The 15,321-nt window shown below is 71.3% G+C and carries 15 protein-coding genes; 13 read left to right on the top strand and 2 right to left on the bottom strand.

Translation table 11 applies throughout. The features are described 5' to 3' along the window. Positions 1-141: 141 nt before the first annotated feature. Positions 142-360 (bottom strand): hypothetical protein, encoded by a 219-nt coding sequence (locus DW309_RS09960; protein ID WP_136045281.1) that lies wholly within the window; start codon positions 358-360, stop codon positions 142-144. Positions 361-550: 190 nt separating this feature from the next. On the opposite strand from DW309_RS09960, the gene hisC reads away from it, so the two are divergent. From hisC to DW309_RS09945, 3 genes are read left to right on the top strand one after another with little or no spacing between them, the layout of a single operon-like run. After that, on the top strand, positions 551-1,663 hold the full coding sequence (hisC, locus tag DW309_RS09955) for a histidinol-phosphate transaminase (protein WP_136045280.1): 1,113 nt from the start codon (positions 551-553) through the stop codon (positions 1,661-1,663). After that, the gene (locus DW309_RS09950; RefSeq protein WP_136045279.1) at positions 1,660-3,051 is read left to right on the top strand and encodes an amino acid permease; all 1,392 of its coding nucleotides are present in this window, start codon (positions 1,660-1,662) and stop codon (positions 3,049-3,051) included. Before hisC ends, DW309_RS09950 begins: the two co-directional genes overlap by 4 nt. 4 nt (positions 3,052-3,055) lie before the next feature. Continuing rightward, positions 3,056-3,538, top strand: coding sequence for an Lrp/AsnC family transcriptional regulator (locus DW309_RS09945; protein ID WP_136028578.1), 483 nt, complete (start codon positions 3,056-3,058; stop codon positions 3,536-3,538). A 31-nt stretch (positions 3,539-3,569) separates the two neighbouring features. On the opposite strand, the gene DW309_RS09940 is transcribed toward DW309_RS09945, so the two are convergent. Further along, positions 3,570-5,123, bottom strand: a complete 1,554-nt coding sequence (locus DW309_RS09940) for a dolichyl-phosphate-mannose--protein mannosyltransferase (RefSeq protein WP_136045278.1) — start codon at positions 5,121-5,123, stop codon at positions 3,570-3,572. Between the two features lie 185 nt (positions 5,124-5,308). On the opposite strand from DW309_RS09940, the gene DW309_RS09935 reads away from it, so the two are divergent. The 10 genes from DW309_RS09935 (at position 5,309) to DW309_RS09890 (ending at position 15,230) form a co-directional block, all read left to right on the top strand. Continuing rightward, entirely contained in the window at positions 5,309-5,635 is a 327-nt protein-coding gene (locus DW309_RS09935) for a hypothetical protein (protein ID WP_136045277.1), read from the top strand. A 32-nt stretch (positions 5,636-5,667) separates the two neighbouring features. Further along, on the top strand, positions 5,668-5,904 hold the full coding sequence (locus tag DW309_RS09930; protein ID WP_136045276.1) for a hypothetical protein: 237 nt from the start codon (positions 5,668-5,670) through the stop codon (positions 5,902-5,904). 9 nt (positions 5,905-5,913) lie between these two features. Further along, a complete protein-coding gene (rsmI, locus tag DW309_RS09925; protein WP_136045275.1) occupies positions 5,914-6,735 on the top strand; it encodes a 16S rRNA (cytidine(1402)-2'-O)-methyltransferase in 822 nt (273 codons plus the stop codon). Between the two features lie 16 nt (positions 6,736-6,751). After that, on the top strand, positions 6,752-7,378 hold the full coding sequence (locus DW309_RS09920) for a class I SAM-dependent methyltransferase (protein ID WP_136045274.1): 627 nt from the start codon (positions 6,752-6,754) through the stop codon (positions 7,376-7,378). A gap of 51 nt (positions 7,379-7,429) precedes the next feature. Beyond that, positions 7,430-8,539 carry a LacI family DNA-binding transcriptional regulator gene (locus DW309_RS09915; protein ID WP_136045273.1) on the top strand — a complete coding sequence of 370 codons (1,110 nt, stop codon included), beginning with the start codon at positions 7,430-7,432 and terminating at the stop codon, positions 8,537-8,539. Positions 8,540-8,682: 143 nt separating this feature from the next. Then, positions 8,683-10,347: an ABC transporter substrate-binding protein gene (locus tag DW309_RS09910; protein WP_136036525.1), complete on the top strand. Its 1,665-nt coding sequence runs from the start codon at positions 8,683-8,685 to the stop codon at positions 10,345-10,347. Next, positions 10,344-11,324, top strand: coding sequence for an ABC transporter permease (locus tag DW309_RS09905; protein WP_136028586.1), 981 nt, complete (start codon positions 10,344-10,346; stop codon positions 11,322-11,324). The genes DW309_RS09910 and DW309_RS09905 overlap by 4 nt, the downstream gene beginning before the upstream one ends. A gap of 55 nt (positions 11,325-11,379) precedes the next feature. Further along, entirely contained in the window at positions 11,380-12,294 is a 915-nt protein-coding gene (locus tag DW309_RS09900; protein WP_136028587.1) for an ABC transporter permease, read from the top strand. Beyond that, entirely contained in the window at positions 12,291-14,018 is a 1,728-nt protein-coding gene (locus DW309_RS09895; protein WP_240753176.1) for an ABC transporter ATP-binding protein, read from the top strand. Before DW309_RS09900 ends, DW309_RS09895 begins: the two co-directional genes overlap by 4 nt. A 42-nt stretch (positions 14,019-14,060) precedes the next feature. Next, positions 14,061-15,230: a glycoside hydrolase family 1 protein gene (locus DW309_RS09890; RefSeq protein ID WP_136045272.1), complete on the top strand. Its 1,170-nt coding sequence runs from the start codon at positions 14,061-14,063 to the stop codon at positions 15,228-15,230. Positions 15,231-15,321: the final 91 nt, after the last annotated feature.

Below are 15,321 nucleotides of genomic sequence, written 5' to 3'. Positions count from 1 at the left end.
TTCGCCGCCGCGTTCGCCGCGGCGGGCTTCGAGCTGTTCGAGGGCAAGGCCGCGACGCCCGAGCGCCTGTACGACTGCCGGGCGTTCGTGTGCCGGCTTCCCACCGCCGACCCCGCCGAGGTCACGAGGGAACGCTGACGCTCATCCCTGGTTGCGCGGATGCCGCCGCGCCACGCGCTCGTTGCCCCGCCGGTAGTCGCCGGTGAGGCGGGCCATCAGCAGTTGCGGGTCGCCGCTCTCGACCTCCGTGAGGAAGTCCCGTGCCCGCGGGCCGCGGAGGACCGTCGCGCGGACGCCGCGATGACGGATCTCGACCTCGTCGCCGTGCACCGTGTACTCGAATCCGGAGGGGTGTCCCATGCGGCGAGCGTACCGCGCGGCGCCCTCCACCCGCTCCCGGAGTCGACTGGGCAATCTGCCCAGGGTGGTCGGCACGCCGGGCGTTCGATTGCGCGCGATGCCCACCATTCGCTGCACCGATTGCCCAGGGGGCGACGTGCGTTCTAGGGTGGCGCGACACCACCCGGATCACAGCAAGGATGCTCTGACGATGCCCCTCTCCGCCCGTCCCGGCCTCGACGCCGTCCCCGCCTACCGTCAGGGCCGCTCGGCCCCCGCCGGTGCCTCGAAGCTCTCGTCCAACGAGTCCCCGCATCCGCCCCTGCCCTCCGTCGTGCAGGTCGTCCAGGAGCGCGTCGCCGGCATCCACCGCTATCCCGACATGAGTGCCGCGGCCGTGCGGCAGGCGCTCGCCGCGCGCTACGGCGTCGACGTCGACGAGGTCACGGTGGGAGCCGGATCGGTGGAGATCGCGGCCCAGCTGATCCACGCGGTCGCCGGCGCGGGTGACGAGGTCGTGTTCGCGTGGCGGTCATTCGAGGCGTACCCCTCGCTCGTGCGCATCGCGGGGGCCACGCCCGTGCCCGTTCCGCTCGACGCGCAGCACGGCCACGACCTCGACGCGATGCTCGCCGCGATCACCCCGCACACCCGACTGGTGTTCGTGTGCAACCCGAACAACCCCACCGGCACGGTCGTCGACGCGGACGCGCTCGAGCGCTTCGTGGCCGCCGTGCCGCGCGACGTGCTCGTGGTGGTCGACGAGGCGTACGTGCACTTCGATCGCACGGCGAGCCGCGGCGCCGGCATCGAGCTGTTCCGCCGCCACCCGCACGTCGCGGTGCTCCACACGTTCTCCAAGGCCTATGGTCTCGCCGGCCTGCGCATCGGCTATGCGATCGCCCCGCGCGAGATCGCCGAGGCGCAGCGCAAGGTGGCCGTGCCGTTCGGTGTGACCGACCTGGCGCAGGCCGCCGCCCTCGCGTCGCTCGCGGCGGAGGAGGAGCTGGCCATCCGCATCGACGAGGTGGTCGCGCAGCGCGAGCGCCTGTACGCCGTGCTCACCGCCGCGGGCTGGCCCGCCGTCCCGTCACAGGCCAACTTCGTCTGGGTCCCGTCGGGGGAGCGCACCGCCGAGCTCGACGCCCTCCTGCACGCCGGCGGTGTCGTCGCCCGCGCCTTCCCCGGCGAGGGCATCCGGATCTCGTCCGGCTCCGCCGCCGACATCGACAGGGTCGAGGCCGCCCTCGCCGCGGCGGTCTCCGGCGGCGACGCCGCGCACGATTCCGACCGCGACTCCGACCTGATGGGGGTGTCCGCGTGAGCGTCGAGGTCCCGGTCACGACCACCACCACGAAGGGCCTGCATCCCGGGCTCACTCGGCGCCAGATCTCCATGATGGGGCTCGGCGGCGCGATCGGCGCCGGGCTGTTCGTCGGCTCCGGCCAGGCGATCGGGATCGCCGGTCCCGCGGTCCTTATCTCGTATCTGGTCGCCGGGGGCATCGTCGTGCTGGTCATGGCGATGCTGGCCGAGATGGTCGCGGCACGCCCCAGCTCCGGCGCGTTCAGCTCCTACGCCCAGAAGGCGATGGGGCGCAGCGCCGGCAGCGCGGTCGGCTGGCTCTACTGGATCCAGCTGATCGTGGTGATCGCGGCCGAGGCGACCGGGGCGGCGGGCATCGTGGCCGGCTGGATCCCCGGCGTGCCCGCGTGGGTGTGGGTGCTGGTGTTCGTGGTCGCCCTCACCGCGGTGAACCTGTTCGGGGTGCGCAACTACGGCACCTTCGAGTTCTGGTTCGCGGCGATCAAGGTCGCCGCGATCATCGCGTTCCTCGTGGTCGGCGTGTGCGCGATCGTCGGCCTCATCCCCGGTGTTCCGGCCACGGGTGTGTCGAACCTCGTGGACGAGGGCGGCTTCGCGCCCAACGGCATCACCGGCATCGCGGCGGCGCTCCTGATCGTGGTGTTCGCGTTCGGCGGCACCGAGGTCGTGGCGATCGCGGCGGCCGAGTCCGACGACCCGGCGCGCAACATCCGCCGCATCGTGCGCGAGGTGCTGGTGCGCATCCTCATCTTCTACGTCGGCTCGATCTTCGTGATCGTCGCGGTGCTGCCGTGGAACGACCCCGCGGTGGAGGCCGGTCCGTTCTCGGCGGTGCTCGACACGCTCCATGTGCCGGGTGTCGGTCTGGTGATGGACCTCATCGTCGTGGTCGCGCTGCTGTCGGCCATGAACGCCAACATCTACGGCGCCTCCCGCATGGCGTATTCGCTGGGGGAGCGCGGACTGGCGCCGCTGGCGGTCACCCGCACGAGTCTCACGGGCGTGCCGTACCTGGCGGTGCTGGCGTCGGTCGCGTTCGGGTTCGTCACGGTCGGGCTGAACTGGGCGTTCCCCGATGTGGTGCTCCCCGCCCTGTTGAACGTGGTGGGCTCGACGCTGCTGGTGATCTGGACGGCGACCGCGGTCTCGCAGATCGTGCTGCGGCGCCGGGCGGACCGCGCCGGCGAGGCGATGCCGATGCGGATGTGGGGCTTCCCGTGGATCTCGTGGCTGTGCTTGGCCCTGCTCACCGGGGTGATCGCCCTCGCGATGATCGACCCCGCGGCACGCACGCAGCTGCTGCTGACCCTCGGGCTGACGGTCGTGCTGCTGGTGGTGGCGCGGCTCACCCGTGGTGTGTCCCGTCCCGGGGTGGTGCGGGAGTAGCGGCGTGCGCATCGACCGGCTGGACGCCGCGCTGATCCGGTTGCTCACCGAGTCGCCGCAGCTGCCCATCCTGGAGTGTGCGCGGCGGCTGGGCATCGCACGCGGCACCGCCACCAGCCGGCTCGCGCGACTGCACGAGGGCGGGGTGATCGAGGCGATCGTGCCGCGCGTCGACCCGGCCGGCTTCGGCTACGGCATGGTCGCGTTCTGCCTGGTCGAGATCGATCAGAAGGTGGGGCACGACGAGGTGGCCGCCGCGCTCGCGGACGCGGTGCCGGAGATCGTGGACATGCACACCGTGACGGGGGCGAGCGACATGCAGCTGCGCCTGGTCGCGCGCGATGCCACGCAGCTGCAGGAGGTGCTCGACCGGGTCGCCGTCGTGCCGGGGGTGGCGCGCACGGCGTCGTCCATCGCGATGCGCACGCACCTGTCGGGGCGCGTGCTGCCGCTGGTCGAGCACGTGGCCACCGACGACGCCGGCTGAGCACCGGCCTCGCCGTCGGGGGCTCCCGTGCTCAGATCCAGCCGGGCAGCCAGTTGTGCAGCCGCCAGAAGTCGTACGGCACGCTGATCCCCAGCCACAGCGGCAGGAAGAACGCCGACACGAGCACGACCACGGTCAGGAACACCACCACGGTGCGCTGTCCGGACTGGCGCCGGTGCAGCGGATCGTCGCGTGTCCCGGCGATGATCCGCAGCGTCATCGTCAGCGCGAGCACCAGGAACGGCATCATGACCACCGTGTAGAACTGGAAGATCGTCCGCTCGGGGAACATCAGCCAGGGCAGGTAGGTCACGGCGAGCCCCACGAGCGGCAGCGTGAGCGCCGGTTCGATCGGCTGACGGGCGATCCACGCGCGCACCAGGCGGTACAGCAGGTACACGCTCGCGGCGACGCCGCCGTACCAGATCAGCGGGTTGGGGATCGCGGAGATCACGCCGATGCAGTGGTCGACCCCGCACGCGGTCGGCTCGGGGTCGACCCAGACGGCGGTCGGTCGCAGCAGGAACGGCCACTCCCACGCGGGGCTGGCGTAGGGGTGCCCGCGGCTGAGCCCCACGTGGAAGCCCAGCATCGCCTGGTGGTAGTTCCACAGCGCGAGCAGGGGGTTCGCGTCGCTGCCGCGGTCGTAGCCCTTGTCGGTCACGAGCCACCCGGTCCAGCTCGCGAGGTACACGGCCGCGGCCGGCAGCACCAGCAGCACGAACGACACGGGCCCCTGGCGGAACACGGCGGACGCGGGCCACACGACCACACCGCCGCGGCGCCGGGCCAGCGCATCGGTGACCACCACGTACAGCCCGAAGCCGGCCAGCACGTACAGGCCCGACCACTTCACGGCGCACGCCGCCCCGAGCGCGAGACCCGCGGCGACGAGCCACGGGCGGCGCCACAGCACCGGACCCCACAGCGGGTCGGGGGCGTCGGGGTCGCGGCGCTCCAGGAGGGGGATGGTGCGTTGCCGGTCGAGCAGCACGAACAGCACGCCGAGCAGCACGAAGAAGGTGAGGATGCCGTCGAGCAGCGCGATGCGGCTCAGCACGATGCTCAGTCCGTCGATCGCGAGAAGGGTGCCCGCCACGGTGGCCGCGACCACTGATCCGGTCAGCCCGCGGGCGATCAGGTACACCAGCAGCACGGAGCCCGCACCCAGCAGGGCCGTGGCCAGCCGCCAGCCGGCGCTGTTGTCGGGGCCGCCGATGGCCATGCCGAGCGCGATGAGCCACTTGCCCAGCGGCGGGTGCACGATGAACGCGCCCTTGTTCGTGAGCGGCAGCTCCTGCAGGGTCTGGAAGGCCTCGTCGGCGCCCTGCCCCCAGACGCCCTCGTAGCCGAGGGTCCACAGCGACCAGGCGTCCTTGACGTAGTACGTCTCGTCGAACGCCAGCTGGTGGGGGTGCCCGACGTTCACGAGCCGCAGCACCGCCGCGAGCGCCGTGACCACGAGCGGTGCGAGCCACCCGATGGCCCGTCCCCAGTCGGCGGCGTGCAGCACGCGGTCGCGCAGCCGCTCGTACCGCGTCGCCCGCGCCCCGGGGGGAGGCAGCAGGGGCTCGGGCGCGGTCACCGCTCCAGCCTAGACACCCCGCTTCCGTGTGCCCGGAAGTGTGCGCTTCGCCGCGGTTTCGCCGCGTGCCGCGTCAGAGCACGAATGCCGATATTCCAGGAGTTCGAGGGCGGGAGCGAGAGCAGTCGAGTATCCGGCGCTGTAGCGTGAGACTGTCCACGTGTGAGGACAGATAGGACGCGTTCATGATCATTCGGTTCTCCTCGAGACTCACCGCGGCCGCGGCTCTGGCCGTCGCATCCGCCCTGGTTTTCCCGCCTTCGGCGTCAGCAAGCGTTGAAGCGGCGATGGGGCGAGGGGCGTCGGTCTCCGAAGTCGCGGTCGTGGGGCGCGCGCTGCCGTCGCGCGACCTCGGTCCGTGTTGGGCGCAGGCCGGGAGAGTTGTCGGAGGCTTTTTCGGTTCGATCGGTGTGACGATCGTCAGTCCCGGCTGGAGTGTCGCCGCATGGGCGGCGTATCTGGGACAGATTGCGCAGGAGAAGCGCACGAGCACCGGGGACTTCGCATGTTGACTCATCCTGTCGAGACGGAGAGGAGGTCCCCCATGGATCAGAGTCCGACGACGAAGGCGCGGCCCAGCGGGGCACGGATCACTGGGTGGATCGCCACTCTGTTCTGCGCCGGCCTGGCTTTCCTCAACGCCGCTCTTGCGACCGAGGTCGCTTTCCGGATCTTCTTCGTCGCCTGCGGGGTGCTGCTCGTGGTGGGCGTGATCTCCATGGTCATCCGCTGGTATCGCGAGAGCCGTCGCGGCGATCAGGATGGCCACCCGCCCGCCTAAGCTGGGCGGGTGATCATCCTCGCCGCCACGCCCATCGGGAATCTCGGGGACGCGTCCCGGCGTCTGGTGGAGGTGCTGGAGAACGCGGAGGTCGTGGTCGCGGAGGACACCCGCACCACGCAGCGGCTTCTGCAGGCGCTGCAGATCGCCAACCGCCCGCGCCTGATCGCGCTGCACGACCACAACGAGAAGCAGAAGGCCGCGGAGCTGGCGGCCCTCGCCGCGGACACCGATGTCGTGGTGATGAGCGACGCGGGCATGCCGACCGTGAGCGACCCGGGCTACGGGCTCGTGGCCGAGGCCGTGGCGCAGGGGGTCACGGTCACCGCGATCCCCGGTCCGAGCGCCGTGCTCATGGCGCTGGCGATCTCGGGTCTGCCGACCGACCGCTTCACGTTCGAGGGGTTCCTGCCGCGCAAGCCGGGGGAGCGCCGGGCGACCCTGACGGCGCTCGTCGCGGAGCCGCGCACCATGGTGTTCTTCGAGTCGCCGTCGCGCCTGGCCGCGACGCTCGCCGACATGGGGGCGGCGTTCGGCGAGGACCGCCGGATCGCGGTGTGCCGGGAGCTGACGAAGCTGTACGAGGAGGTGCGCCGCGGGACCGCCACCGAGCTCGCCGCCTGGGCCGCCGACGGCGTGAAGGGCGAGATCGTGGTCGTGGTCGAGGGCGCGCCCCGCCGCGCGGTGTCGGCCGACGACGCGCTGGCCCAGGTGCAGGCCCTGGTCGCGGACGGCACGCGCCTGAAGGAGGCCGCGGCCGAGGTGGCGGCGCAGACCGGCCTCTCCACGCGCGACCTCTACCAGGCCGCCCTCGCCGCCCGTACCCGATGAGCTCGGGGGGCACCCGGTGACGACACCGGCGGAGGCGCACGACGCCATCGCGGCCGCCTACGACCGCCGCGCCGCGGAGTACGTCGCGATCGCCGGCACGGTGGAGCAGCTGGATCCCCGCGACCGCGACACGATCGATCGCTGGCGCCGAGCCACCTCGGGTGCCCTGCTCGACGCCGGGTGCGGTCCCGGGCTGTGGACGCGGTTCCTCCACGACGCGGGGCACGACGTGTCGGGCATCGACCTGTCGGCGGAGTTCGTCGCGGAGGCCCGCACGAGGCACCCCGGCCTCGACGTCACCCAGGGCTCCTTCCTCGCGCTGCCGCAGCCCGCCGGGTCGCTGGGCGGCGTCCTCGCGTGGTACTCGCTCATCCACACGCCGCCGACCGAGGTGCCCGCCGCGCTCGCCGAGTTCGCGCGCGTGCTCGCGCCAGGGGGACGACTGCTGCTGGGCTTCTTCGACGGCGAGCCGCGCGCGCCGTTCGACCACGCGATCACGACCGCGTACTTCTGGTCCGCGGAGGCGCTCACGCCGCTGCTCGCCGCCGCGGGGCTCGAGGTCGAGGGGACCGAGACCCGCGCCCGCGTGCCCGGGGAGGCGAGCACGCGCCCGCACGGTGCGCTGATCGCCCGCCGGGTCTGATCTACGCTGTCCTGACACCCGATCCGACGACTCGACCCTGGGGGATCCGCCGTGAGCAAGGCCGCGACCGTGTACGACGTCGCCGCGCACGCGGGCGTCTCGATCGCCACCGTGTCGCGGGTGCTGCGGTCGCCCGATGCCGTACGACCGGCGACCCGCGAGCGGGTGCTCGATGCGGTCACGGCTCTCGGCTACGTCCCGAGCGGGAGCGCGCGCGGGCTGGCCGAGCGCCGGACGGGCGTGCTGGGCCTGTACTTCCCGGGGTTCGACGCGGCGGAGGACGCCCCCGCGCTCGACGTCCTGTCGAGTGCGGGAGCCGCGGCCCCGCCGTTCACGGTGGTGGAGGACGAGGGCGAGCCCGGCGCCCCTGCCGCCTCGATGCTGTTCCTGGACGAGGTGCTGCGCGGGGCCGAGCTGGAGGCGTGGAAGCAGGGCTTCGTGCTGATGGTGGGCGTGGGGCGCGACGACCCCGACCGGTCGACCGTGCGGGACATGGCCGGTCGTGTCGACGGGCTCATGGTGCTCGCGAGCAGCGTGCCGGACGACGTGCTGGCGCGGCTCGCGCGCCGCATCCCGGTCGTGGTCCTGTCCGGTCCGCCGCGCGGCGACGACTACGACCACGTCACGGTCAGCAACGCCGAGGCGATGGGCGAGCTCACGCGGCACGTTCTCGCGCAGGTCGGGGAGGGTGCGGTCGCGTTCCTCGCGGGTCCCGCGGACTCGCCCGACGCGGAGCAGCGGCGCGAGGGCGTGGTGGCGGCCGTGGCGGCGTCGGGCCGGGCGACCGAGGAGCTGCGGCTGCTGCGCGGCGACTTCACGCGGGCATCGGGGCGGCGCGCGGCCGAGAAGCTGCTGCGCGACGGCGCACCCCCGTCCGCGGTGATCGCGGCGAACGACCAGATGGCGCTGGGGGTCGTCGACGTGCTGCACCGCGCGGGCGTGCGCGTGCCCGACGACGTGCTCGTGACCGGGTTCGACGGCATCGACGCCGCCGCCCTCTCCGTCCCCCCGCTGACGACGATCCGGCAGCCGATGATCGAGCTGGGCCGCGCCGCGGTGCAGGTGCTGGCGCGCCGGCTGGAGGAGCCGGAGGCCCCGCCCGCGGTGGTGCGGCTGCCGTTGCAGATCCTCCTGCGGGAGAGCTCCGCGCGACCCTCCTGACGCGCCTCGAACGGACGGGAGCGCGGTGTCAAGGGGTTGCCGATCGCAAATGTATGCGCTTACACTCGCTCATGCGGCTTCGGCCGACGGACGCTCCGACCCGTGGGGCGCCCATCATGACAGAGACGACATGAGGTCCCCCAGTGGCAGAGACGCACACCTTCCGACGCTGGCGCAGAGCCGCCGTCGTGGGGCTCGCGGCCGCGGCGATCGCGCTCAGCGGCTGCAGCATCCAGATCAGCTCCCAGCCCGACCCCTCCATCGGCGAGGACACGATGCTGATCAACGCCGACCACGGCAACCCGTTCTTCACGAAGAACTTCAACCCGTACCTGACCAACACGCGCACCGCCTCGCGGTGGATCTACGAGCCGCTGATCCTGGTGAACCCGCTCGACGGCGAGCTCAACCCGTGGCTGGCCTCCGCGTGGTCGCAGCCCGACGCCCGCACGATCGTGATGACGCTGCGCGACGGGGTCGAGTGGAGCGACGGCGAGGACTTCACGGCCGACGACGTCGCCTTCACGTTCCAACTGCTGAAGGATGAGCCGTCTCTCGACATCAAGGGCGCCTGGCAGCACATCGACTCGGTCGAGGTCGACGGCTCCGACGTGGTCTTCCACCTGCAGAGCGAGGACGCCCCGTCGCTGTCGATCCTCGGCCAGACCATGATCGTGCCGGAGCACATCTGGAAGGACGTGCAGGATCCGGGCACCTGGCGCAACGAGGATCCGGTCGGCACCGGCCCGTTCGTGCTCGGCAACTACAACGATCAGCAGTACTCGATGGACCGCAACCCCGACTACTGGCAGGCCGACCGGATCGAGATCGAGCACATCATCCTCCCGGCGACCAACAGCCAGCTCGACACCGTCACGCGCGGCTACGACTGGGCGTACGCGTTCATCTCCGACGTGGAGGGCACGTGGGGCGCGGCCAGCCCGGACAACACCTGGTGGTTCCCGCCGGGCGGCGTGATCTCGCTGGTGCCGAACCTCGAGGTCGCCCCGTTCGACGACGTGAACGTGCGCCGCGGCATCGCGCTCGCGCTCGACCGCGAGGAGATCGCCGAGACCGCGTCAGAGGGCTACATGAAGCCCGCCGGCCAGACCGGCCTGATCCTGCCGAACCAGGAGCAGTACCTCGACCCCGAGATCCCCGACGCGGGCATGATCGCGCAGGACGAGGACGCCGCGCTCGCCGCCTTCGCCGAGTCCGGCTACACGCTCGACGGCGATCGGCTGGTGGGGCCGGACGGCGAGCAGCTGGAGTTCTCGCTCACCACCGCGAACGGCTTCTCCGACTGGACCCGCGCCGCGCAGACCGTGCAGCGCCAGCTCGGAGACATCGGCATCAAGGTCTCGCTGAAGCTGCCGCAGCCCGCGGGCTACCAGAGCGCGATCGGCAACGGCGACTTCGAGATGGCGATCGGCGGCATGGGCAACGGCGACGTCTACCAGGCGTTCAACAGCCTGCTCTCCAGCGACTTCTACGTGCCGTCCGGGGAGTCGACCACGAACAACTTCGAGCGCTACCGCTCACCGGAGGCCGATGCGCTGCTCGCGGAGTACCGCGCGACGGTCGACCCGCAGCGCCAGGGCGAGATCGTGCACGAGCTGCAGAACATCGTGTACGACGAGCTGCCCGTGATCGGCATGTATTACGGCGGCATCTGGGGCCTGTTCAACGACGCGAAGTTCACCGGGTGGCCGTCCGCCGACGACCCGTACATGATCCCGCAGAACTACGACTCGGCGCCCCTGATGATCTTCACCCACCTGAAGCGAGTGAACGGAGACGACCAGTGAAGTACGTCGCCCAGAAACTCGGCCTGTTCGTCCTGACCCTGTGGGCCGCGGTCACGCTGAACTTCTTCCTCCCGCGCATGATGCCCGGCTCGCCCGCCGACGCCGCGATCGCCAAGCTCTCGCAGAACGGACCCGTGTCGGATGCGACCAGGGCCGCGATCGAGGCGCAGCTCGGCGTGCCGACCGGCTCGCTGTGGGACCAGTACGTCGCCTACCTCGGTCAGGTCGTACGGCTCGACTTCGGCGTCTCGTACACGTTCTACCCGCAGTCGGTGTCGAGCATGGTGTCCACGGCGCTGCCGTACACGCTGGGCCTGGTGGGCATCGTCACGATCCTCGCGTTCGTGATCGGCACCCTCATCGGCGTGATGGCCGCGTGGCGGCGCGGCACCTGGCTCGACTCGCTGCCCACGCTGACCGGCTCGTTCCTCAGCACCTTCCCGTACTTCTGGACCGCGCTGCTGCTGCTGTTCTTCCTCGGCTACGTGCTGCACTGGTTCCCGACGACCGGCGCCTACTCGGCGACCACGACGCCCGGGTTCACGTGGGACTTCATCGTCGACCTGGTGCGCCACGCGTTCCTGCCGGCGCTGACGATCCTGCTCACGTCGCTCGGCGGCTGGATCATCGGCATGCGCAACGCCATGATCAACACGCTCGGCGAGGACTACATCACCTTCGGTGAGGCCAACGGGCTGCGCGGGCGCACGATCGCGCTCCGCTACGCCGCGCGCAACGCGATCCTGCCGAACCTCACCGGCTTCGGGCTCACGCTCGGCGGCGTGGTGGGCGGGTCGATCCTCGTGGAGCAGGTGTTCGGCTATCCGGGCATCGGCTACCTGCTGTTCAACGCCGTGATCGGGCAGGACTACCCGCTCATGCAGGCGCTGTTCCTGATGATCACCGTGAGCGTGCTCATCGCCAACTTCCTCGTGGACATCCTCTACGGGGTGCTCGACCCGAGGACGCGCCGATGATGATCCCTCCTTTCCCCGTCCGCCTGCACTGCGTGCTCGACCCGAGGACCAGACGATGACCTCCACCATGAACGTCAAGATCCCGGCCGATCGGATCGCTGCCCCCAGCCCGTGGCGCTCCTTCGGGCGCATGGTCGGCACCCTGTGGGCCAACGGCAAGGCCCGGCTCGGGCTGTGCATCCTCGCCTTCTTCGTCCTGGTCGCGGTGTTCGCGCCGCTCCTCGCGCCGTACGGCCCGAAGGAGAACGGTTTCGAGCGCAACGCCGACGCGTCGTGGGAGCACTGGCTCGGCACGACCGCCGCGGGCGAGGACGTGCTCAGCCAGCTGATCTACGGTGCGCAAGTGAGTCTGCTGGTCGGCTTCGCCGCCGGCATCCTGTCCACGATCGTCGCGGTGCTGATCGGCCTGAGCTGGGGGTACATGCGCGGCTTCGCCGGCGAGGTCGTCGGGTTCATCGTGAACCTGTTCCTCGTGATCCCCGGCCTGCCGCTCATGATCGTGATCGCCGCGTACCTGCAGAACGGCGGCATCCTCATGATCATCGCCGTGATCGTGGTCACCGGGTGGGCGTGGGGCGCGCGCGTGCTGCGCAGCCAGACCCAGTCGCTGCGCGGCAACGACTTCGTCACCTCGGCCCAGTTCTCCGGCGACAGCAGGGCCCGCATCGTGTTCCGCGAGATCCTCCCGAACATGACCTCGATCATCGCGGGGACCCTGTTCGGCGCGGCCACCGCGGCGATCCTGGCGGAGGCGGGCCTGGAGTTCCTCGGCCTCGGCGACTCCAGCATCGTCAGCTGGGGCACCATGCTCTACTGGGCGCAGAACTCCAACTCGCTGCTCACCGGGCAGTGGCTGCTGCTGTTCGCCCCCGGTCTGTGCATCGCCCTGCTGGCCCTCAGCCTCACACTCATCAACTTCGGCGTGGACGGCATCTCCAATCCGCGCCTGCGGGAAGGGAAGGGGCGATGAGCGCCATGACCGCGCACACCTCGGATCGCAACGACGGAATCCTCCTCGACGTGCAGAACCTGTCCGTCGAGTACGCCTCCCCGGGGCAGCAGCCCGTGCAGGCCGTGCACGACGTGTCGTTCACGCTGCGACGCGGCGAGTTCGTCGGACTCGTCGGCGAGTCCGGGTCGGGCAAGTCCACGCTCGGGTTCGCGCTGACCCGGCTGCAGAAGCCCCCGGCGCGCATCAGCGGCGGTCGCATCCTGTTCGACGGGCGCGACATCCGCGAGCTCGACGCCGAGGGACTGCGCCGCCAGCGGCAGGGCGGCTTCGCGATGGTGCTGCAGTCGGGCATGAACGCGCTCAACCCCGTGCGCACGGTCGCAGGTCACTTCCGCGACATCTTCGCCGCGCACGGACATGTGCCCCGCGAGGCCCGTGAGGCCAGGGCCCGCGAGCTCGTGGGCAAGGTCGGCCTGAAGCCCGAGGTGCTCGACCGCTACCCCGGGGAGCTCTCGGGCGGCATGCGGCAGCGCGCCTCGATCGCCCTCGCGCTGTCGCTGGAGCCGCAGCTCATGGTGTTCGACGAGCCGACCACGGCCCTCGACGTGCTCGTGCAGCACGCGGTGATGGACACGATCCAGGAGCTGCAGCGGTCGGAACGGTTCACGGCGATCCTCATCAGCCACGACCTCGGCATCGTGCTCGAGGCCACCGACCGGGTCATGGTGATGCACGAGGGCCGCATCGTGGAGGACGCCCCGAGCCACGACATCCTGCACCGTCCGCAGGACGAGTACACGCGCATGCTGCTGAGCCACTACGCCGACCCCCGGGCGGAGAAGATCGAGATCCCCGGGTTCCTCGATGTGGGCACCCGCCGCCGCGAGGGCCGCAGCCGCACCGACGTCACCGAGACCCTGCCGACCGTGTCTGCGCGCGACACCCGGCGCGCGGACGCCGCGATCGTGGTGGACGGCGTCACCAAGCGGTACCCGGCGCCACGGCGCGGGCAGGAGCCGGTGGTCGCGGTCGACGACGTGTCCTTCCGGCTGGAGCCGGGGGAGGCCCTCGCGCTGGTCGGCGCCTCGGGGTCGGGCAAGTCGACGATCGCGAAGATGCTCACCGGCGTCGAGAAGCCCACCGCCGGCACGATCCGCTTCGGCGACACCGACGTCGCCGCACTGAAGCGCCGGGGCCTGCGCGACCTCCGCAAGGACGTGCAGATGGTGTTCCAGGACCCGTATGCGGCCCTGAACCCGCTGCACACGGTCGAGTATGCGCTGTCCCGCCCGATCCGCAACTACACGACGCTGCGCGGCACCGAGGCGCGGGCGCGCGTGCTCGAACTGCTGGAGACCGTCGGCCTCACGCCCGTCGAGCAGTTCGCGGCCAAGCTGCCGCACCAGCTCTCCGGCGGACAGCGGCAGCGCGTCGTGATCGCCCGTGCGCTCGCGAGCGACCCGCAGGTGCTGATCGCCGACGAGCCCGTGTCGATGCTCGACGTGTCGCTGCGTGCCGGCGTGCTCGCGCTGCTGGAGGACCTGCGTGAGCGCTGGGGCATCAGCATGCTCTACATCACGCACGACCTGCTGAGCGCGCGCCTGGTCACCGAGAACATCCTGGTGCTCAACGGCGGACGGGTCGTGGAGCGCGGCGAGACCTCGCACGTGCTCCAGCACCCCGAGGACCCGTACACGGTCGAGCTGCTCGACGCCGTGCCCAACCCCTCCCGCGCGCGCTGAACCGTGCCGGGAGATCTGCAAGAAAGAGAGAGGAGCGCATCCGTGCTCGCATTCCCCGACGGCTTCCTCTGGGGCGCCGCGACCGCCGCCCATCAGGTGGAGGGCAACAACACCACGAGCAACTGGTGGGCGATGGAGCACGCCCCCGACTCGCCCATGGTCGAGCCCTCCGGCGACGCCGCCGACCACTTCCACCGCTACCCGGAGGACATGCGGCTGCTGGCCGAGGCGGGGCTGAACTCCTACCGCTTCTCGGTCGAGTGGGCGCGGATCGAGCCGGAGCGCGGCTTCGTGTCACGGGCGATGCTCGACCACTACCGCCGCATGATCGACACCGCGCGGGAGCACGGGCTCGACCCGACGGTCACCCTCATGCACTTCACGGTGCCGCAGTGGTTCCAGCGCGACGGCTTCTGGCGCGCGGAAGACGCGGTCGACCTGTTCTCGCGCTACGTGGAGACCGTGCTGCCCATCCTCGACGGCGTGCGCTACGTGTGCACGATCAACGAGCCCAACATCGCCGCGATGCTGGCCGGGGGAGAGGACGCGGCCAACCTCGTCGCCTACGGCCTGCCCAATCCCGACCTCGCCGTGGCGGACACACTGCTGGCCGCGCACCGCCGGGCCTCCGAACTCGTGCACACCGTGCCGGGCGCGCAGGCGGGGTGGACCATCGCGACCCAGGCCTTCCACTCGACGGGCGAGCCGGGCGCCGACGAGATGCTGGCGGCCTACGGCGACCCGCGCGACCACTGGTACCTGGAGCAGTCGGCCGGTGACGACTTCGTGGGCGTGCAGGCGTACACGCGCACGTTCATCGGTCCGGAGGGCCCGCGGCCGGTCGCCGACGACGTGGAGACGACGCTGACCGGGTGGGAGTTCTACCCGCCCGCGCTCGAGCTGGGGGTGCGCAGCGCGTGGCAGCGCAGTGGCGGGGTGCCGGTGATCGTGACCGAGAACGGCATCGCCACGGCCGACGACACCCGCCGCATCGCCTACACGCAGGGCGCACTGGAGGGCCTGCACCGCGCGATCGCGGACGGCATCGAGGTGCGCGGGTATCAGCACTGGAGCGCGCTGGACAACTACGAGTGGGCGAGCGGCTTCCGGCCGACCTTCGGGCTGATCGGGTTCGACCACGAGACGTTCGAGCGGTTCCCGAAGCCGTCGCTGGCGTGGCTGGGCGAGGTCGCACGACGCAACGCGCTCTGATCCGCTGCGCCGGGGTTACCCTCGGTTCATGACGCACGGGGCGGGGTCGGCCCGGCGGGACCGGCTCCGGTCGGCCGCCGCCGGGCTGAGC

Origin of the sequence: Microbacterium sp. K41, assembly GCF_004794395.1 — a bacterium.
GTDB classification, from domain to species: Bacteria; Actinomycetota; Actinomycetes; order Actinomycetales; family Microbacteriaceae; genus Microbacterium; species Microbacterium sufflavum.
Note: the sequence above shows the minus strand (reverse complement) of the source record. Positions and strands in the feature narration are given on the sequence as shown.

What these genes read in the sequence shown, in the direction of transcription:
- DW309_RS09960 (WP_136045281.1), bottom strand. Translation starts at nt 360, where the DNA reads ATGGGACACCCCTCCGGATTCGAGTACACGGTGCACGGCGACGAGGTC.
- hisC (WP_136045280.1), top strand. Translation starts at nt 551, where the DNA reads ATGCCCCTCTCCGCCCGTCCCGGCCTCGACGCCGTCCCCGCCTACCGT.
- DW309_RS09935 (WP_136045277.1), top strand. Translation starts at nt 5,309, where the DNA reads ATGATCATTCGGTTCTCCTCGAGACTCACCGCGGCCGCGGCTCTGGCC.
- DW309_RS09930 (WP_136045276.1), top strand. Translation starts at nt 5,668, where the DNA reads ATGGATCAGAGTCCGACGACGAAGGCGCGGCCCAGCGGGGCACGGATC.
- DW309_RS09900 (WP_136028587.1), top strand. Translation starts at nt 11,380, where the DNA reads ATGACCTCCACCATGAACGTCAAGATCCCGGCCGATCGGATCGCTGCC.
- DW309_RS09895 (WP_240753176.1), top strand. Translation starts at nt 12,291, where the DNA reads ATGAGCGCCATGACCGCGCACACCTCGGATCGCAACGACGGAATCCTC.